The 18247-nt window shown below is 73.2% G+C and carries 21 protein-coding genes and 1 pseudogene; 9 read left to right on the top strand and 13 right to left on the bottom strand.

Annotated features, from left to right (window positions below):
- Positions 1–11: 11 nt before the first annotated feature.
- Positions 12–296, bottom strand: a complete 285-nt coding sequence (locus ACIBCT_RS36670; protein WP_344906431.1) for a DUF1540 domain-containing protein — start codon at positions 294–296, stop codon at positions 12–14.
- Between the two features lie 341 nt (positions 297–637).
- On the bottom strand, positions 638–1873 hold the full coding sequence (locus tag ACIBCT_RS36665) for a saccharopine dehydrogenase family protein (RefSeq protein ID WP_399196599.1): 1236 nt from the start codon (positions 1871–1873) through the stop codon (positions 638–640).
- 191 nt (positions 1874–2064) lie between these two features.
- Between ACIBCT_RS36665 and ACIBCT_RS36660 the strand changes: the two genes are divergently transcribed.
- Positions 2065–2547 (top strand): cation:proton antiporter regulatory subunit, encoded by a 483-nt coding sequence (locus ACIBCT_RS36660; RefSeq protein ID WP_399196598.1) that lies wholly within the window; start codon positions 2065–2067, stop codon positions 2545–2547.
- 8 nt (positions 2548–2555) lie between these two features.
- Positions 2556–3713 (top strand): cation:proton antiporter, encoded by a 1158-nt coding sequence (locus ACIBCT_RS36655; protein ID WP_399196597.1) that lies wholly within the window; start codon positions 2556–2558, stop codon positions 3711–3713.
- A gap of 93 nt (positions 3714–3806) precedes the next feature.
- On the opposite strand, the gene ACIBCT_RS36650 is transcribed toward ACIBCT_RS36655, so the two are convergent.
- Positions 3807–4238 carry a MarR family winged helix-turn-helix transcriptional regulator gene (locus ACIBCT_RS36650; protein WP_399196596.1) on the bottom strand — a complete coding sequence of 144 codons (432 nt, stop codon included), beginning with the start codon at positions 4236–4238 and terminating at the stop codon, positions 3807–3809.
- An 81-nt stretch (positions 4239–4319) separates the two neighbouring features.
- Here ACIBCT_RS36650 and ACIBCT_RS36645 point away from each other — a divergent pair, with 81 nt between their 5' ends.
- A complete protein-coding gene (locus tag ACIBCT_RS36645; protein WP_399196595.1) occupies positions 4320–4730 on the top strand; it encodes an organic hydroperoxide resistance protein in 411 nt (136 codons plus the stop codon).
- A 27-nt stretch (positions 4731–4757) separates the two neighbouring features.
- On the opposite strand, the gene ACIBCT_RS36640 is transcribed toward ACIBCT_RS36645, so the two are convergent.
- Entirely contained in the window at positions 4758–5120 is a 363-nt protein-coding gene (locus ACIBCT_RS36640) for a DUF2203 domain-containing protein (RefSeq protein ID WP_399196594.1), read from the bottom strand.
- A gap of 100 nt (positions 5121–5220) precedes the next feature.
- Complete coding sequence (locus ACIBCT_RS36635) at positions 5221–6432, bottom strand: serine hydrolase domain-containing protein (RefSeq protein ID WP_399196593.1); 1212 nt, start codon at positions 6430–6432, stop codon at positions 5221–5223.
- A 65-nt stretch (positions 6433–6497) separates the two neighbouring features.
- On the opposite strand from ACIBCT_RS36635, the gene ACIBCT_RS36630 reads away from it, so the two are divergent.
- Complete coding sequence (locus tag ACIBCT_RS36630) at positions 6498–6989, top strand: MarR family winged helix-turn-helix transcriptional regulator (RefSeq protein ID WP_399196592.1); 492 nt, start codon at positions 6498–6500, stop codon at positions 6987–6989.
- A gap of 37 nt (positions 6990–7026) precedes the next feature.
- On the opposite strand, the gene ACIBCT_RS36625 is transcribed toward ACIBCT_RS36630, so the two are convergent.
- The 6 genes from ACIBCT_RS36625 to ACIBCT_RS36600 form a co-directional block, all read right to left on the bottom strand.
- Positions 7027–7869 (bottom strand): amidohydrolase family protein, encoded by an 843-nt coding sequence (locus tag ACIBCT_RS36625; RefSeq protein ID WP_399196591.1) that lies wholly within the window; start codon positions 7867–7869, stop codon positions 7027–7029.
- Positions 7870–7932: 63 nt separating this feature from the next.
- A complete protein-coding gene (locus ACIBCT_RS36620; protein ID WP_399196590.1) occupies positions 7933–8748 on the bottom strand; it encodes an MBL fold metallo-hydrolase in 816 nt (271 codons plus the stop codon).
- A gap of 149 nt (positions 8749–8897) precedes the next feature.
- On the bottom strand, positions 8898–10160 hold the full coding sequence (locus ACIBCT_RS36615; protein ID WP_399196589.1) for a PP2C family protein-serine/threonine phosphatase: 1263 nt from the start codon (positions 10158–10160) through the stop codon (positions 8898–8900).
- Positions 10161–10427: 267 nt separating this feature from the next.
- Positions 10428–11246, bottom strand: coding sequence for an SDR family oxidoreductase (locus ACIBCT_RS36610; protein ID WP_399196588.1), 819 nt, complete (start codon positions 11244–11246; stop codon positions 10428–10430).
- A 164-nt stretch (positions 11247–11410) separates the two neighbouring features.
- Positions 11411–12271 carry an LLM class F420-dependent oxidoreductase gene (locus tag ACIBCT_RS36605; protein WP_399196587.1) on the bottom strand — a complete coding sequence of 287 codons (861 nt, stop codon included), beginning with the start codon at positions 12269–12271 and terminating at the stop codon, positions 11411–11413.
- A gap of 214 nt (positions 12272–12485) precedes the next feature.
- Complete coding sequence (locus tag ACIBCT_RS36600) at positions 12486–13880, bottom strand: cation:dicarboxylate symporter family transporter (protein ID WP_399196586.1); 1395 nt, start codon at positions 13878–13880, stop codon at positions 12486–12488.
- An 86-nt stretch (positions 13881–13966) separates the two neighbouring features.
- Between ACIBCT_RS36600 and ACIBCT_RS36595 the strand changes: the two genes are divergently transcribed.
- The 3 genes and pseudogenes from ACIBCT_RS36595 to ACIBCT_RS36585 all read left to right on the top strand — a co-directional run.
- Positions 13967–15682 carry an ATP-binding protein gene (locus ACIBCT_RS36595; RefSeq protein ID WP_399196585.1) on the top strand — a complete coding sequence of 572 codons (1716 nt, stop codon included), beginning with the start codon at positions 13967–13969 and terminating at the stop codon, positions 15680–15682.
- Positions 15679–16350, top strand: a complete 672-nt coding sequence (locus tag ACIBCT_RS36590; protein WP_399196584.1) for a response regulator — start codon at positions 15679–15681, stop codon at positions 16348–16350. Before ACIBCT_RS36595 ends, ACIBCT_RS36590 begins: the two co-directional genes overlap by 4 nt.
- Positions 16351–16433: 83 nt before the next feature.
- A pseudogene (locus tag ACIBCT_RS36585) lies at positions 16434–16751 on the top strand (STAS domain-containing protein); the annotation flags it as partial.
- Positions 16752–16784: 33 nt separating this feature from the next.
- Here the strand turns inward: ACIBCT_RS36585 and ACIBCT_RS36580 are convergent.
- Together ACIBCT_RS36580 and ACIBCT_RS36575 are read right to left on the bottom strand one after the other, a co-directional pair.
- The gene (locus tag ACIBCT_RS36580) at positions 16785–17006 is read right to left on the bottom strand and encodes an HGxxPAAW family protein (RefSeq protein WP_399196583.1); all 222 of its coding nucleotides are present in this window, start codon (positions 17004–17006) and stop codon (positions 16785–16787) included.
- Between the two features lie 22 nt (positions 17007–17028).
- On the bottom strand, positions 17029–17475 hold the full coding sequence (locus ACIBCT_RS36575) for a MarR family winged helix-turn-helix transcriptional regulator (RefSeq protein WP_399196582.1): 447 nt from the start codon (positions 17473–17475) through the stop codon (positions 17029–17031).
- Between the two features lie 79 nt (positions 17476–17554).
- On the opposite strand from ACIBCT_RS36575, the gene ACIBCT_RS36570 reads away from it, so the two are divergent.
- A complete protein-coding gene (locus ACIBCT_RS36570; protein ID WP_399196581.1) occupies positions 17555–17737 on the top strand; it encodes a hypothetical protein in 183 nt (60 codons plus the stop codon).
- 121 nt (positions 17738–17858) lie between these two features.
- Positions 17859–18065, top strand: a complete 207-nt coding sequence (locus ACIBCT_RS36565) for a DUF5302 domain-containing protein (protein ID WP_344906494.1) — start codon at positions 17859–17861, stop codon at positions 18063–18065.
- Positions 18066–18247: the final 182 nt, after the last annotated feature.

Genomic DNA, 18247 nt, shown 5'->3' with positions numbered 1-18247 from the left:
GCGTGCACGGATCAGGCGGGAGCGTAGGTCAGGCAGTCGATGTCCTTCTGCGCGTACCCCACGACGATGCCGGAGGCCTGGCACTCGAACTGGACGTTGTGCTGGCAGTTGGACATCTTGCAGGCGCCGACGTGACCGGTGGCGCTCGGGTCGCCGCCCTTGGTGGAGACCCTGAAGAAGGTCTCGCACTCGGCGTGGGTGCTGTTGCCGACCGTGATGGCCAGCGCGTGGCAGGAGTGGTCGGTGTTGTACGCGCACGCGTCGACCTGGCACTCGTTGACTGCGGGCATCTGCATGGTGAAGCCTCCTGAGGCTGGGGCCGGTCCCGGGATCGGCCGGTCGCCCCGGGCTCTGCCACCCGGGAGCCTGTCCGGCGTACCACCCGGCGGCCCGGCGTGTCCCGGTGGGTATTACCGCCCTCCGGTCCCGTCCGCCGGGTCCCGATCACGGTCCCTGGCGTCCGTGGCCGGACGTGACGCGGCCCGTGCCCGCTCGTGAGCACGGGAGCTACCCCGTCTCATACCTCGGCCGGGGTGCCCTCACGCCCATGCCCGTGCCAAGTCTTCCCCTCCGGCGAACCCCGGCGACCCCCGGGTGCCCTCCGGTGACCTCCGGTGACCTCCGGTGAGCAGGGCGTTCACCGGCCGGGGGCCTGCCCGCGCGAGTCGCTCAGCACCCTGAACGTGATGCCCGCGCGCCGCAGGCGCCCGATCAGCGCGTCGCCCATCGCCACGGCGGTGGTCACCTGGCCCGAGACGTCCGGCAGGTCGTCGCTCGCCAGGCAGAGCGCGGCCTCGCCGAGCATCCTGGCGGTCTCGGTGTAGCCGGGGTCGCCGCCCGCGACCTCGGTGACGACGCGCGCCCCGCCGCCGCGGCCGAGGAAGGTGACCTTGAACCAGTTCCGGGCCCGGCGCTCCGGGGTGGGCCCGGCGCCCTGCGGGAAGCGGCTCAGCAGCAGGGAACGGGCCGGGGGGACCTGGGCGAGCAGGGCCAGCGTGCCCATGCCCGCGGCGAGGCCGAGCGCGGCCGGCAGGCTCCTGATCGCGAAGTGGTGGCGGTAGGTGAAGTCGGGGCCGTAACGCTCCAGCGCGCGGGCCGAGCGGGCGACGACCTGCGGGTCGAGCGTGGGCAGCGGCAGCGCCCAGCCCCCGACGTAGCGGACCGTGCCGGGCCCGCCGCGCGCCCTCCTGGGAGCGGGTGGCGGCACGGGGTCCACCGCGCGGTCCGCCGCCGGGCCCGCGACGAGCCGGGGTTCCGGCACGCGTTCGAGCTCCTCCCGGACCCGCGCGGCCTCGCCCGCCTCGCGGAGCCGGGAGGCCGCCAGGACGGCGGAGTGCACGGTGCCGCCCGAGACGGCGCCCGAGGCCCGGACGAACCCGTCCACCTCCAGCGGTACCCCCTCGGGCAGGTGGCCGACCGTGAAGTAGGCGCCCAGGTCGTGCGGGATCGAGTCGAACCCGCAGGCGTGCACGAGCTTGGCCCCGGTCCGCCTGGCCCGCTCGTGGTGCCGGATGAACATCCGGTCGACGAACTCGGGCTCGCCGGTGAGGTCGGCGTAGTGGGTGCCCGCGTCGGCGCAGGCGGCCACGAGCGGCTCGCCGTAGGTCAGGTAGGGGCCCACGGTGGTCGCGACGACCCTGGCCTGCCGGGCGATCTCCGTCATGGAGGCGGGATCGGTCACGTCGGCGAGCAGCAGCGGCAGCCCGGGCAGGCCGATCCGCTCCCTGACCGCCTGGAGCCTGGCCCGGTCGCGTCCGGCCAGGGCCCAGCGGAGCCCTGGACCCGCGGCGCGCGCGAGGTAGTCCGCGGTGAGCCCCCCGGTGAAGCCGGTGGCACCGAACAGCACGATGTCGTACGGGCGGTCGTCGGCCATGCGTGCGGCTCCTCGTCACGAGATCACGTACGGCCACAGTAATCGCCTCCCGCCCGGAGCGCCGCGACAGGGGACGCCGGGGCCCGCGGGGTGTCCGTGCTGACCGCGCACCTCATGGGTGGCGTTGGTAGGTTCTGTGCAGGGTCGTGCTCCGGAGAGGCCGGGGCACGCACGCGTGAAGGGCTGGAACGGTGGAGGTCGAGCAGACGGCACTGCCCGGAATAGGACTGCGGCACGAGTTCACCACGCGGTCGGGCAGACGCATAGGACTCGTCTCGCACCGCAACGGCCGCCGCGACCTGGTGATCTACGACCGCAACGACCCCGACCGGGCCTGCGAGACCGTCAAGCTGAACGACGAGGAGGCCGACGCGCTCGCCGAGCTGCTCGGCGCGCCGCGCATCGTGCAGCGCCTCAACGCCCTGCACCGCGAGGTCGAGGGGCTGGTCAGCCTGCAGCTGCCGATCGCGCCGGGCTCGCCGTACGCCGGCCGGCCGATGGGTGACGCGCGCGTGCGCACCCGTACCGGGGCCTCCATCGTGGCCGTGGTGCGCGAGGGACAGGTGTTCGCCAGCCCCGCGCCCGACTTCGAGCTGGCCGAGGCCGACGTGGTGGTCGTGGTGGGCAGCCCGGAGAGCACCTCCGCCGTGTCCGACATCCTTTCCGGCGGGTAGGTCAGCGGGTGCACACGGCGATCCTCTTTCTTGAGCTCGGCGCCGTTCTCCTCGGGCTGGGCATCCTCGGTGCCCTGGCCCTGAGGGTCGGCATCTCCCCCATCCCCCTCTATCTCATCGCCGGTCTGGCCTTCGGCACCGGCGGCATCCTCCCCCTGGCCACCAGCGAGGAGTTCATCTCGGTCGGCGCCGAGCTGGGCGTCATCCTGCTGCTGCTCACCCTGGGCCTGGAGTACAACGCCGACGAGCTCGTGACGAGCCTGAGGAGCAACGCCCGCGCGGGCGTGGTCGACCTGGTGCTCAACGCGGCGCCGGGCGCGATCGCCGCGCTGCTGCTGGGCTGGGGTCCGGTGGCGGCCATCGCCATGGCCGGCGTCACCTACGCGACCTCCTCGGGCATCACCGCCAAGGTCCTGTCCGACCTGGGCTGGATCGGTAACCGCGAGACTCCGGTGGTGCTGTCGCTGCTGGTCTTCGAGGACCTCACGATGGCGATCTACCTGCCGGTCCTGACCGCGGTGCTGGCCGGGCTGAGCCTCGCGAGCGGCGCGGTCACCGTGGCGATCGCCCTGGCCGCGGTCAGCGTCGTGCTGGTGGTCGCGCTCCGCTACGGCAGGGCCATCGAGGCGTTCGTCTCCAGCCCCAACTCCGAGGTGCTGCTGCTGAAGGTCATCGGGCTGGCGCTGCTGGTCGCCGGGGTGGCCCAGCAGCTCCAGGTCTCGGCCGCGGTCGGCGCCTTCCTGGTGGGCATCGCGCTCTCGGGCGAGCTGGCCGAGGACGCCCAGGCGCTGCTCACCCCGGTACGCGACCTGTTCGCCGCGGTGTTCTTCGTCTTCTTCGGCCTGCAGACCGACCCGACCAAGATCCTTCCGGTCGCCGGGCTGGCCGCGCTGCTCGCCCTGGTCAGCATGATCACGAAGCTGCTCACCGGCGCGTACGCCGCGCGGCGGGCCGGGATCGCCAAGGCGGGGCGGGTGCGGGCCGGGATCGCGCTCATCCCCCGGGGCGAGTTCAACATCGTCATCGCCGGTCTGGCCGTGGCCGCCGGGGTCCACCCCGACCTCGGCCCGCTGGCCGCCACGTACGTGCTCATCCTGGCCGCCTTCGGCCCGCTGGCCGCCCGGCTGGTGCAGCCCCTCATCACCGCCATCGCCAAGCGCGCCTGACCCGGCCGGTCCGTTCCCCGCCGGTCCCGGCCCGCCCTTGCCGCGTCGTGTCGCGCACGGGGGCGTGCACGGCCGGCCGGGAGCGGGCCGGGGTCAGCGCGACGAGGCGTCCAGGGAGGCGACGACGCGGCGCAGGGTGCGCTGCAGCTCGGCGACCTCGGCGGGCTCCAGGCCCGCGGCCCGGAAGATGTGCTCGGGCACGTCGCAGGCCCGCTCCTCCAGGGCCTCGCCCTCGGGGGTGAGGCCCACCAGCACGGAGCGCTCGTCGGCGGCGCTGCGCTCGCGGCGCACCAGGCCCGCGGCCTCCAGCCGCTTCAGCAGCGGTGACAGGGTGCCCGAGTCGAGCCTGAGGGCGAGCCCGAGCTCCTTGACCGTCACCGGCCCGCGCTCCCACAGGGTCATCATCACCAGGTACTGCGGGTAGGTCAGGCCCAGCTCGCGCAGCACCCCGCGGTAGACGGCGTCCAGCGCCCGGGACGCGGCGTGGACGTCGAAGCAGACGAGGTCCTCCACGGAGAGTTTCACGGTTCCGAGTGTACCGGATTTGACTGTGTCCTATTAAGTTACGCACAATCAAATGGTTCGCAACAGATGAAGGGGATCACGATGAGTACGCTCTACACCGCCATCGCCACCGCCAACGGCCGGGAAGGGCGGGCGGTCTCGTCCGACGGGCGTCTCGACGTGGCCCTCGCCCCGCCCAAGGAGCTGGGCGGCTCCGGCGAGGGCACCAACCCCGAGCAGCTGTTCGCGGCCGGCTACGCCGCCTGCTTCGCCAGCGCGCTCCAGCTCGTCGGCCGCAGGCACAAGGCCGACGTCTCCGAGGCCTCGGTGACCGCCGAGGTCGGCCTCGTCCCGTCGGGCGAGGGCTTCGGGCTCGCCGTGACGCTCCGCGTCGAGCTCCCCGACGCGTTGCACGGGGAGGCCGGCACCGCCCTGGTGGAGGCCGCCCACCAGGTCTGCCCCTACTCCAACGCCACCCGCGGCAACATCCCGGTGGAGCTGGTGGTCGAGTAGACCCCGCCCGGAGGGGACCCGTGGCGGTCAGGGAAGGGGCCTGCGCCCCGCGAAGCCGAGCTCGTCACGGTGGTACCAGGCCAGCTCACGGTCCCCTTCGAGCCAGCACAACCGCACCCGCATCCCGTCCAGCACCGCGGGGAAGTCGACCAGCAGCGGCGCGACGCCCTTGACCTCGATGCCCCGCTCCTCGAACCAGCCCAGGATCTCCTCCAGCCTGGCCTCGTACGCCTTCGCCTCCGCCAGCCCACCGGCCTCGGAGGTGCCGGTGGTGCGGAGCTCGTGCGCGAGCTCGGCCAGCTCGCCCCGCATCGTCACGAACGCGTCGGCCCGCTCCAGCAGCACGGGCATGAGCGCCCGCGCCTCCTCGACGGTGAAGGTCCTGTCCACCCCAGCACGCTAGCGCGTGCCGCGGCCACGACCGGAGGTGGGGCGGCACGTGGGCGTGGCACGTCCCCGCGACCGGGCCCAAGCCGTCCGGAGGTCCCGGTCACAGCCGGTCGTAGAGCGCCTCCAGGATCGGGGGCCAGCGCGGGTCGGGGCCCGCGGGGGCGGTGATCGTACGGCTCGGCGTGTAGGCGAACCCGATGCCCGCCACCGGGTCGGCGAAGGCGAGCGAACCGCCCGATCCGCTGTGCCCGAACGCCTCGGCCCGGGGCGCGAAGGGGCGTACCTCGTTGGGGAGCATGTATCCCAGGCCGAAGCGGGTCCGGCCGCGCAGGACCTCGTCGAAACCGTCGCTGTGCGCCGTGGTGGCACGCTCCAGCGTCCCGGGGTCGAGCAGGTCGCCGGACAGGAGGGCGCCGTAGAGGGTGGCCAGGGCCCTGGCGGACGCGTGGCCGTTGGCCGCGGGGATCTGGGCGGCACGCCAGCGCCCGGTGTTCACCAGCCCGGGCACGAGCTGGTCGGCCGGGTTGAGGAACGCCTTGGCGGTGACCGACGCGGGGTCCGCCATCGCCTCGGCCAGCGGGGATCCTCCCGGCCCGGTCGGGCCTCCCGGCGTGGGCGGGCCCTCCGGCGCGGACGCGCCTCCCCGGATGGACGGGCCTTCCTGGGGGGACCGGCCTTCCGCCGACGAGCTCTCCGGGGTGGGCGGGCTCTCCGGAGGGAGCACGAACGCCGCCCGGTGCGCGTCGTGCCGGGGAAGGCCGATCCACAGGCCGGGGACGCCCAGCTCCCCGGAGAGGCCGGAGACGAGGTCGCGGATCTCCCGGCCGGTGACCCGGCGGAGCAGCTCGCCGACCAGCCAGCCGAACGTGACCGCGTGGTAGCCGTGCCGCTCCCCCGGCGTCCACCAGGGCTCCTCGGCGACCAGCGCTCTCGTCATGGCGTCCCAGTCGTAGAGGCTCCCCGGCGGCAGCGGGGAGCGGATCGCGGGCAGCCCGGCGCGGTGGGAGAGCAGCTGGGCGACGGTGGCCCGCGCGGTGAACTCCGGCCAGTAGCGGGCCACCGGCGCGTCGAGGTCGAGGAGGCCGCGCCGCGCGCACAGCAGGGCCACGGTCGCGACGACCCCCTTGGAGACGGAGAAGACGTTGACGACCGTGTCGCGCCGCCACGGACGGGTCCCTCCCTCGTCGGCCGTACCGGCCCAGACGTCCACGACGAGGCGGCCGCCCGCGGCGACGGCCAGGGCGGCGCCTCCGGGGCCGATCCCCTGCCTGAACGCCTCGACGACCGGGGTGAACGCCGGATCGCAGAACATGACCCCTCCCTCATTTACTCAACCATGGTTGCGCAACCTTGGTTGAGTATTGGACGGTGGGACACATGACGTCAAGCCCCGCCGATCCCGGTGCGACCGGGGACCTCACCCTGCTCTTCACCGCCCTGGCCGCCGCCTGCGACGCCGAGGTGCGCGGGCGCATGGCCGCGGCGGGACACGCCGAGGTGCGCACGGTGCACGGCTACGTCTTCCAGCACCTTCTCGGCGGCCCGGTCCGCGTGAGCGACCTGGCCGGCCTGCTCGGCATGACGCCGCAGGGCGCGTCCAAGGTCGTGACGGAGATGGAGCGGATCGGCTACCTCACCCGCAGGACCGATCCGGAGGATCAGCGGGCGCGCGTCGTCGAGCTCACCGGGCACGGCAGGGACGCCGTCGACGCGGGCCGCGGGGCGCGCGCCGCCGTCACCGCCGAGCTCCGCGCGGTCCTGGGCGAGGCGGCGGCGGACGATCTGCTGTCGTCCCTCGACCGGCTGGCCGACCACACGGGGGCCATGCGCGAGCTCCTCGCCCGCCGCCTCCGCCCTCGTCCCGGGTGAGCTCCCCCGCGCCGGCGCGGGCGGACGCCGGGAGCCGTCAGTCCCCGATCCGGTAGAAGCGCGTGGCCGTGCCGCCGAGGACGGCGGCGCGCTCGGTCTCGGCCAGGCCCGCGAGCAGCACCCCGGTCTCGCGCCACACCTTGGCGTAGTCCCCGGCGAGGACGGCCACCGGCCAGTCGCTGCCGAACATCAGCCGGTCGGGGCCGAAGACCTCCAGCGCGTGGTCCACGTAGGGGCGCAGGTCCTCGGCCGTCCAGGTCTCCGCGTCGGCCGCGGTGTTGAGGCCGGACACCTTGGCGTACACGTTCGGGTGCTCGGCGGCGCGGGCGATGAGCGACGCCCACGGCTCCCACCCCTTCTCCCTGATCGGCGGCTTGGCCAGGTGGTCGACGACCAGCCGCAGCCCCGGGACGCGCTCGGCCAGTACCGGCACGTGCTCCAGGTGCCTGGGCAGGACCGCGACCACGTCGAACGGCAGCCCCGCCCCGGCCAGGAGCCCCAGGCCCTCGACCACCGGGTCCCGGATCAGCCAGTCGGGGTCGGGGTCGTCGTGGATGAGGTGCCGGACCCCGGCGAACCTCGGATGCCGGCGGTAGCGCTCCAGCGCCCCGGCGGCCTCGTCCGGGCGGTGCAGCGGCACCCAGCCGACCACGGCCGCGACGAAGTCGTGGGCGTCCGCCTGCGCCAGCATCGCGTCGGTGTCGGCGTAGGTGTCGGCGGCCTGGACCAGCACGGTCCGCTCCACCCCCGCGGCGGCGAGCTGCGGGAGGAGCTCCTCGGGGGCGAAGGTGCGGTGGATCGGGCCCGCCTCCGGCGTCAGCCAGGGGTAGGAGCCCGTCTCCAGGTTCCAGAAGTGCTGGTGGGCGTCGACGACGGCCATCCGCCGCTCCTTCTCGATCGGTCGTCCGGGCCCGCTCACGCTAGGGCCGTCCCGGAGGGCACGTCAACGCGGCGGGCCGGGCAGCGGGTGGCTCTCCCCCCTGGCCAGGTAGACGACCCGGGCGCCGTTGCCGTCCCGCTCGACCTCCTCGCGGAAGTCGGACAGCGGGGAGCTGAAGACGCCGTAGTCGTCGTAGTGCACCGGCAGGACGCGGCGTGGATTGATCATGGTCACCCAGTCGGCGCCCTGCCGTCCGTCCATCGTCACCATCACCATCCCCAGCAGCTTGGTGCCGCCCAGGTGGACGATGCCGACGTCGATGTCGGGGAAGCGCCGCGGGATGGCGTCCAGCTCCCTGCCCATCAGCGTGTCGCCGCTGACGTGCAGGCGCAGGCTCACGAGCCCGCCGGGGTCGGCGAACTCCAGCATGCTTCCCATGACCGGCGGCATGAGGGCGTTCATCAGGCCGGGGCCGTGCCGCGCGGGCAGCGAGGTGATCCTGACGGAGCCGCCCGGGCCCCGCAGCTCGTGGTCACGCCAGGTGTTCAGGCCGACCGCCTCGCCGAAGCCCTGCCGCTTCAGCTTCCGCGCGGCGTGCGGCGTGGTGACGACCGGCAGGCCCTTGTCCAGCCCCCTGCGGGCCACCCGGTCCCAGTGGTCGCCGTGCATGTGCGAGAGCAGGACGGCGTCCAGCGGCGGGAGACGGTCGACGCTCAGCGCGGGTTCGGTCAGCCGCCGGGTGGACAGGCCGTAGCCCAGGTAGGCGCGCTGGCCGCGGTGCAGGAAGTTGGGGTCGGTGAGGATGGTGAACCCGTTGTAACGGATGAGGGTGGTGGCGTTGCCGATGAACGACACGCTCGCCTCGTCCCGGTCGGACATACCGCGGCTCCGTGTCAGGTCGATGGGATGGGGTGGGGAGAGAGCGAGTCATGCCCCGACACCCCGGAGTCACACCTCGCCCGTCTCATCCCCCGGCATCCCGTACGCACACCTCGCCCGTCCCTCCCGCACCCCGGCCGGCGGCGCGGTCAGTTCGGGGTCAGCGTGCGGTAGGTGTTGCCGTGCCACTCGACCAGCAGCACGGTGGCGTCGTCCTGGAGCTTGCCGTCGTGGTACTCCAGCACGTGGTGGATCAGGCGGCGCAGGGTCTCGGAGACCGGCAGGCCGTCGGAGTGGTGGCGGACGATGAAGTCGACGAAGCGCTCCAGCCCGAACTCCCGGCCCTCGCGGTTGCGCGCCTCGGTGACGCCGTCGGTGTAGAGCAGCACCCGGTCGCCGGGCTGCAGCTGCTCGCGGCAGACCGTGACGGGAAGGTCGAAGTCCAGGCCCATGGGGTGGGCGGGCGGGCAGCGCAGGGTGGTGATCGCCTTCCCGCCCCGGATCACCACCGGCGGGTGGTGGCCGCGGTTGATCCAGCTGAGCATCCCGGTGGGGACGTGCAGTTCGGCCAGGATGCCGGTGACGAAACGGGTCGCCCTGCCGAACTCGGCGATCAGTACCTTCTCGATCTCCTCGCTGTTGGCGGCCAGGTCCATGCCCTGGCGCCGGTTGTTGCGGCAGGCGGCCAGGGCCAGGTTGGCGGTCAGCCCGGCCGAGACGTCGTGGCCCATCGCGTCGAAGATGCCCAGGTGCAGCAGGTCGCCGCCGACGGCGTAGTCGAAGGCGTCCCCGCCGACCTCGTAGGCCGGTTCCAGCGCGGCGCTGACCACCACCTCGGTGTTGGCGAAGGTCAGCGGCGGCATCAGCGTCCACTGCATCTCCGCGGCCACGTGCATCGGCCGGGTGCGCACCAGACGGGGATAGGAGTCGCTGTGGCCGCGCTTGCTGGCCACGATGAGCGCCATCGCCGCGGCCAGCGCGCGCATCGCCTCCTGGCCCGCCTCCCCGAGGTCGGCCCGGGCCTCGATGCGCAGCATGCCCAGACGTTCGGTGCCGTCCAGCAGCGGCATCCACCAGTGGCCCGTCCCGGCCTCGTCGTCCTCGTCGCCGGGCCGGAAGAGCACCCGCGACTCCTGGAATCCCCGCCCGGCCAGCGTCGTGTCGATACGAAGCTCGGCGGCGTGCCCGTCGGCCTCCTCACCGGCGTCCTCGCCCTGGCCGGTCAGCAGCCGGAGCACCCTCTGCTGCAGGTCGGCCAGGTAGATCAGCACCTCGCCCAGACCGGCGTGCGCGGCGTGCTCGGTGACCAGCGGGGGCAGATCCTCCAGCGCGCTCAGATGGCTGGCGGCGAGCAGTCCGGTCAGCATCCGGGCCGTACCGCGCTGGACACCCGGCTCGTCATGTACGTCCATCTGTGACCACCCACGTCTCTTCACGCTCCGCACACACCGGACGAGTATGCGGCAACGGGCGCACCGGTTCGGCACTCTTGAGCGCACCGGCCGGCATCACTTTACGGGCCCGGCCCTCCGCGTCCACGGGGGCGGGCCCGGGCCCGGCGCGGGAGACCGTGCCGGGCCCGGGTGCGAGGGACGGACCGGCCCGCGGGAAGGCCGCCGCCGGACGCGGAGGGCGGACCGTCCCGGGGACGGCGCCGGTACGCCGGCGCCGGGCGCGGATCAGCCCTCGCGCCACTCGCCCGACTTCAGGGCACCGCCCGCCTGCGGGCCCATGAGCCCCAGGCCGCCGTCCACGAACAGCGAGGCGCCGGTGACGTACGACGAGGAGGGGCCGGCGAGGAAGGTGACGGCGGCGGCGACCTCGCGGGCGTCGCCGGGCCGGTCGATGGGGTACCCGGGACGGCTGCCGGGCTCCGGCAGCTCGTCCTCCTGGCCGGTCATCGGGGTGGCGATCTCCCCGGGGGCGATGTTGTTCACCGTGATCCCGTACGGGGCCAGTTCCAGGGCGAGCACCCGGGTCAGCATGCGCAGGCCGCCCTTGGCCGCGCAGTACGGTCCCGAGCCGACCCTCGGGTGCTCCTCGTGGACGCTGGTGACGTTGACGATGCGGCCCCCGCGACCGGAGGCGACCATGCGGCGGGCGGCACGCTGGGCGCACGTGAACGCTCCGTCGAGGTCCACCGCGATCACCGACCGCCACTCCTGGAAGTCCATCTCCAGCAGTGGCGTGCTGCTGCCGGTCCCGGCGTTGTTCACCAGGACGCCGAGGCCGCCCAATTCCTCGGCCAGCTCGTCCACGGCGGAGGCGGCCTCCTCCGGCCGGGTCAGGTCCTGCCGGCGCACGGCCGCCGTACGGCCCAGCTCACGGACCAGCTTCGCGGTCTCCTCGGCCCCGTCCTGGTCCGAGTGGTAGGTGATGCCCACGTCGAAGCCCTCTTCGGCCAGCGCCACCGCGCTCGCCCTGCCGATGCCGGAGTCCGCTCCGGTGACGATCGCGACCCGGTCGTAGCCGGATGGGGATATGGGTGCTCTGCTCATGACGAACCGCTTTCCTGGGAGTACCTGCCGTCCCGGCCGGGACGTCCGCGCACGGCGGGCCCGGCCCGGACGATGTCCGGGAACGCGATGTCTCCCCTGGAGAGGACCCCTTAAACGGGGCGCTCGGGGGGCAGGATCGGGGACGTCCCGGATGTCCCCGACGTCTATGCCAGGGCGGCGCCCAGGCGGCGCCACTGCTCGCGCGGGAAGGCGTCCGGATCGGCCGTGAGCACCTGCAGGGCGACGTGGTCGGCCCCGGCGGCGCGGTGCTCGTCCACCCTGCGCCTGACCGCCTCCTCATCCCCCCACGCGATCAGGGCGTCGAACAGGCGGTCGCTGACCGACTCCAGGTCCTCGGGCGAGAAACCCAGGCGCAGCAGGCTGTTGGCGTAGTTCGGGAGGGTGAGATAGCCCCGCAGCCAGTCGGTCCCGATCGCGCGTGCCTCGTCGGCTCCGGAGCACAGGATCACCGTCTGCTCCGGAAGGACGAGCGGGCCCTCGCCCAGCGCCTCGCGGGCGAGCCGCGTGTGGCCGGGGGTGACGAGGTAGGGATGGACCCCGCGCGTCCTCTCCCCCGCGAGCCGGAGCATCTTCGGGCCGAGCGCGGCGAGGACCCTCCTGCCGGTGGGCACGGGGGGCTCCGCCGCGTCCAGGCCGTCGAGGAACGTCTCCATGGCCGCCATCGGCCGCCGGTACCGGCCGGCCTCGGCCTGGTCGACCAGCGGGGCGTGGCTCACCCCGATCCCCATCAGGAACCGGTCGCCGTGGGCGGCCGACAGCGTCGCGTACGAGGCCGCGGCCTCGGCCGGGGTGTGCATCCACAGGTTCAGGATGCCGGTCGCGACGACCGTCCGGCGGGTCGCCGCCAGCAGGTGCTCGACGGCGTCGAACAGCGCCCCTCCGACGTCGGGGATCCACAGGGCGCCGAAGCCCAGCTCCTCCAGCTCGGCCGCCGCCTCGGCGGACTCGGCCGGGTCCCCGTACCGCAGCTGGGTGCTCCACACGCCCACACCAGAGAGATTCATCGCGACCTTTCCGTTTCCCAGGACGCCGGTCGGCACTGCGTAGCGCGTGGTGCCGGGACCACCGGCACGGCCGCGCACCGAGGTACCCGGGTGCCCGCCGTCCCGCCGGTGCCCCGGCCCGCGGCTCCCGCGGGCCGCCGGCGTGGTGTGCCGGCACGGTGTGCCGGTGGCGGCGAGGTGCCACCGGCGGCACCGTACCCGGCCCGGGCAGGTTCTACGCGGGCGAGAGCGCCGGGTCGCCCGAGCGGGTCGCGGGCGGCGGGGTGTCCCCGTCGTCACCGTCGTTCCCGTCGCCGCCGTCATCGCCCTGGTCGCCGTGGTCGTCGTCCAGCAGGGTCGCCTCGTCGAACGGCGCCCTGCCGGCCAGTACCTCCTCCGCGCGCTCCCGGTCGAACTCGCCGGTCCAGGTGCCGACCAGCACGGTGGCGACCGCGTTGCCCGCGAAGTTGGTCAGCGCCCGCGCCTCGGACATGAAGCGGTCGATGCCGACGATCAGGCCGACCCCGTCCACCAGGTCGGGGCGGTGCGACTGCAGGCCGCCCGCGAGGGTGGCCAGGCCCGCGCCGGTGACCCCGGCGGCGCCCTTGGAGGCGATCATCATGAAGACCAGCAGGGAGATCTGCTCGCCGAAGGAGAGCGGGGCGCCGGTGGCGCTCGCGATGAACAGCGTGGCCATGGTCAGGTAGATGGCGGTGCCGTCCAGGTTGAAGGAGTAGCCGGTCGGCACGGTGATGCCGACCACGGGCCTGCTGACGCCGAGGTGCTCCATCTTGGCGATCAGGCGGGGCAGCGCCGACTCCGACGAGGAGGTGGACAGGATCAGCAGGAACTCCCGGCCCAGGTAGCGCAGCAGGGAGAACAGGCCGACCCGGGCCACCAGCCACAGCAGCGGGCCGAGCACCACGAACACGAAGAGCAGGCAGGTCAGGTAGAAGGCCAGCATGATGACGCCGAGGCTCCTGAGCGCGTCCATGCCGGTGGCGCCGACGACCGCGGCCATCGCGCCGAATGCGCCGACCGGGGCGGCCCACATGATCATGGCGAGGATCCGGAAGACGAGCCGCTGGACGTGCGTGATGCCGTTCAGGATCGGCCTGCCGCGCTCGCCCATGGCCTGCAGGGCGAACCCGGCCAGCAGCGCGACCAGGAGGGTCTGCAGCACCTCGCCGGAGGTGAGCGCGGAGACCAGCGTGGTGGGGATGATCCCGAGCAGGAACGTCACCGTGTCGCTCTCGCCGCCCTTGGCCGCCTCGGCCCCGGCCGCCTTGCGCAGCTCGTCGGTGAGCTGGAGGCCCTGGCCGGGGTCGATGAGGTTGCCGACCAGCAGGCCGATGCCCAGCGCGACGGTCGACATGGCCAGGAAGTAGCCGAGCGCGAGCCCGCCGACCCGGCCGACCTTGGCGGCCCTGGTGACGGAGCCGACGCCGAGCACGATGGTGCAGAAGATGATCGGGCTGATCATCATCTTGATCAGGGCGACGAAGGCGGTGCCGATCGGCTTGAGCTCCTTGGCCAGATCGGGGGCCACGAGCCCGACGGCGATACCGGCGACCACGGCGACGATCACGGCGATGTAGAGGTAGTGCGTTCGATCCCGGGCCGCGCTCATGCGTGCCTCCCGTTCTGGATGAGAATCCGGTCGAGCGACTATGAGCCGGTGCTGTGATCTAAGTCACCATTGCGTACATTTCGTTCGTGGACTTGTGGACGCTTCCCCGCCGCGTGCGCGGCTGGAGCCTGGCCGTGCGCGGCTGGAGCCTGGCGCGGCAGATGCTGGCGCTGCAGATCGTCGTCGTGGGCGTCACCGTGGCCGGTGGCGCGTCGCTGGCCCTCCTGCAGACGCGGGACCTGCTCGTCGAGGAGGCCGCCGGCACCGCCAGGGCGGTGACGGTCAGCGTGGCCGACTCCCCCTCCGTGCTGGCCTCCCTCGGCGACCCGTCGGCGCTGCAGCCGTACGCGGAGCGGGTCAGGAGGGAGACCGGGGTCGACTTCATCACGATCATGAGCCTGGACGGCGTGCGCTACACGCACCCCAACCCGGCCCAGATCGGCCGTCGCTTCCTGGGCACCACCGCGCCCGCCCTGGCGGGGCGGACCTTCACCGAGACCTACACCGGCACGCTCGGCCCCTCGGTGCGCGCCGTCGCCCCGGTCCGCGACACCGGCGGCCGGGTCAGGGCCCTGGTGAGCGGGGGCATCACGATCGACAGGATCAGCGTCAGGCTCCGCGACCAGCTCGCCGGGGCCCTGCTGATCGGCGGGCTGGGCCTGTCGGTCGGCGGGGCCGGCACCTACCTGGTCGGCGCCCGGCTGCGGCGCCAGACGCACGGCATGGGCCCGGCCGAGCTGAGCCGGATGTACGAGTACCACGACGCGATCCTGCACGCCGTACGGGAGGGGCTGCTGCTCGTCGACGCCGAGGGGCGGGTGACGCTCTCCAATGACGGCGCGCGCGAGCTGCTGGGCCTGACGGGCGAGCCGGCCGGGCGGCACGTCACCGAGATCGGCCTTCCCCCGTCGCTGGCCGAGCGGCTGGCGACGGGCGAGAACCGTACCGACGAGATCCACATGACCGGGGAGCGGACACTGGTGGTGAACGCGGCGGTGGTCCGCTCGGGCAACCGCTCGCTGGGCACCGTGGTCACCCTGCGCGACCACACCGAGCTGCAGTTCCTCGCCGGGCAGCTGGACGCCGAACGCGGGTTCGCCGACTCCCTGCGGGCCGCCGCGCACGAGTCGGCCAACCGGCTGCACACCGTCATCACCCTGGTCGAGCTGGGCCGTACCGAGCAGGCGGTGGAGTTCGCGACCGCGGAGATCCGGGCCGCGCAGCAGCTCACCGACCGGGTGGTGGGCGCCGTGCGCGAGCCGGTGCTCGCCGCGCTGCTGCTGGGCAAGAGCGCCGAGGCCGCCGAGCGCGGGGTGGAGCTGGCGATCACCCCCGACAGCGAGCTGGGCGACCTCGGCCTGGACACCCGCGACCTGGTGACGATCGTCGGCAACCTGGTGGACAACGCGGTGGACGCGGCCATGGCGGGTACCCGTCCCGCGCGGGTGGAGGTGCGGTTGCGCGCCGACGAGACGACCTTCGTGATCGACGTCTCCGACAGCGGCCAGGGGCTCGACCCGGCCAGGACGGCCGACGCCTTCCGGCGGGGATGGACCACCAAGGGCGACGGCCGCGGTCTCGGCCTGGCCATGGTCGGGCAGGCGGTCCGCCGGGCGGGCGGGACGATCGCGGTCGGCGGGACGGACCCGGGCGGCCACGGCGACGACGGTGACGGCCACGGACGCGGGCACGGTGACGGCCACGGTGACGGGCGCGGTGACGGGCACGGCCACGGGCACGGCCACGGGCACGGCGCGGTGTTCACCGTGCGGCTGCCGCTGAACGGGAGGGAGGCCCCATGATCTCGGTACTGGTCGTGGAGGACGAGGAGATCACCGCCGAGGCGAACCGGGTCTTCGTGGAGCGGGTGCCCGGCTTCCGGGTGGAGGGGGTGGCGAGGTCCGGCGGCGAGGCGCTGCGCTTCCTGCGCCGCCGCCCGGTGGACCTGGTCCTGCTCGACCTCTACCTGCCCGACATGCACGGGCTGGAGGTGTGCCGGGCGCTGCGGGCCGCGGGGGTGATGTCGGACGTCATCGCGGTCACCTCGGCGCGCGACCTGTCGGTGATCAGGTCCGCGGTCTCGGTGGGCGTGGCGCAGTACCTGCTCAAGCCCTTCACCTTCGCCGCGCTGAACGAGAGGCTCACCCGCTACGCGGAGTTCCGGTCGTCGGTGGAGGGGGTGGGCGAGGCCAGCGGCCAGGACGAGGTGGACCGCGCGCTGGCGGCGCTGCGGAACCCGGCGCAGGGCCCGCTGCCCAAGGGGATGACGCAGGCCACCCTCGACGCCGTCCTGGCGGAGCTGCGCGCGAACCCCGGCGGCCTGTCGGCCCAGGCCGCCGGAGCGGCGATCGGCGTCTCCCGGGTGACCGCCCGCCGCTACCTGGAGCACCTGACCGAGAGCGGGATCGTCCGCCGGGTGCCCCGGTACGGTGGGGTCGGACGGCCCGAGTTGCTCTATCGGATCATCTGAGGCCGCTTCTCCGGGGCATCGCGTCCCCGGAACTGGTAGGAAAAAGACAGCCCGCCCTGTCCCCGCGGGCGAAGGAGCCCAGCATGACCTTTTTCACGATCTCATCGAGCCTGCTCGGGACGGCGCTGGTCGTCCGGGTGCTCGGGGAGCTCGACTACCGGCACGCCCCCACCTTCCGCGGAGAGATGGACAAGGCCTGGGAGGCCGGCACGCCCTCCATGGTCGTGGTCGACGTCGGTGAGATCACCTTCTGCGACTCCACCGGGGTCGCCCAGCTCATCCAGGTGCTCCGGCGGAGCCGCTCCCAGGGCTTCGGCCTGGCCCTGGTCGGCCTGCACGGAGTCCTGGAGCGGATTCTCACCATCACCGGCCTGCGCTCGTCCTTCGGCGTCTTCGCCACCGTGGAGGAGGCGCTGGCGTCCGGTGGATCGGCCTCAGCGCTGGTCCATCGGAGCCCGGGGGGCGTCGATGATGACGTCCGAGAAGATGTCCACCATCAGGGCGATCACGCCGCCGACCGCGACGATCCCGGCGCCGATCCAGAAGAACGTCCAATTGGGGCCTAGGCACAGCGCCACGCCCCCGACGGTGAACCCCAGCAGGATGACGATCACCGCGAGCCAGGACTTGGGGCTTCCCCCGTGACTACCGGCCATGAGCCTTTCCTCTCCACGTGAGTCAGTGATGCGCGCCGCCGGCCGCGGCGATCACCCGGGTCAGCGACCGGTGGAGCTCCTGTAGCTCCTCCAGGTCCATCCCCAGGCGCTCGGCGATCGCCGGCGGGATCCTCTCCGCCTCGTCCCGCAACCGGAGGCCCTCCGGGGTGAGCGTGACGGCCAGGACACGCTGGTCCTGGCCGTCCCGTCGCCTCCGGACGTAGCCGACGGTCTCGAGACGCTTCAGCAGCGGGGACAGCGTACCGGGGTCGAGGTGCAGTAGCTTGCTCAGCTCCTTGACGGACAGCGGTGCCCGCTCCCAGAGGGCGAGCATGACCAGATACTGCGGGTGGGTCAGCCTCATCGGTTCCAGCAGCGGCCGGTAGAGCGCGATGACGTCACGCGAGGCGACCGCCAGGGCGAAACAGACCTGCCGCTCCAGGCTGAGGGCATCGATCACGTCCCTCATCACCTCTCATCTGAACATAGTAGGATATTTAGCGTACAAATGATTATCGCCCCAAGCATCGGCGAGCAAAGGATCCCCCATGTTTCACCGGAAGCCGATCGAGGAACGGATCGCCGAGCGCCAGGCCGGGAGGCCGGCCCTGAAGGAGGGCCGGCACTTCGAGCACGGCCCGGCCAAGTTCGTCTTCGTCTTCGTGCTCGTCTTCGTGGTCGTGGGCCATCTGGCCGGCCTGCTGCTGCTGATGGCCCTGGACGTGCACTGAGGCGGACGGCCGCCCTTCCTCTCACAGCCGAAGCCACGGTGCCACCCGGACGGTATCCGGGTGAGAGAATGACGATCCTGTTGGTGGGGTTGGACCGCCCGCCAGATCAGGAGGTCTGTAGATGTCTGACGTCACACCGGAGCCCCAGAGCTCCGACGAGAGTTCCGACGACGAGCTGAAGCGCAAGTTCCGCGAGGCACTGGAACGCAAGAAGCTCGCCGAGACGGACGCGGGTTCCGGGGGCAAGGGGAAGAACTCCTCGAAGATCCACGGTGCCCACGGCCCGGCTGCGGCCAAGCGCTCCTTCCGCCGCAAGAGCGGCGGCTGAGCCGCCTTCCGGATCAGGGGCCTTCCGGATCGATCGTCTTCGGGGACGGGGGCCTTGCGGGCCGGGAGCGGGATCGCCCGGCCCGTCTCGTGAACCGCGGGGGGGGGGGGGGGGGGGGGGGCGCGCGCCCCGCCCCCCCCCCCCCCCCCCCCCCCCCCCCCCCCCCCCCCCCCCCCCCCCCC

Origin of the sequence: Streptosporangium sp. NPDC050855 (genome assembly GCF_044456585.1) — a bacterium.
GTDB lineage: Bacteria > Actinomycetota > Actinomycetes > Streptosporangiales > Streptosporangiaceae > Streptosporangium > Streptosporangium longisporum.
The sequence above is the reverse complement of the archived record's forward strand: the minus strand, read 5'-3'. Positions and strand labels throughout refer to the sequence as shown.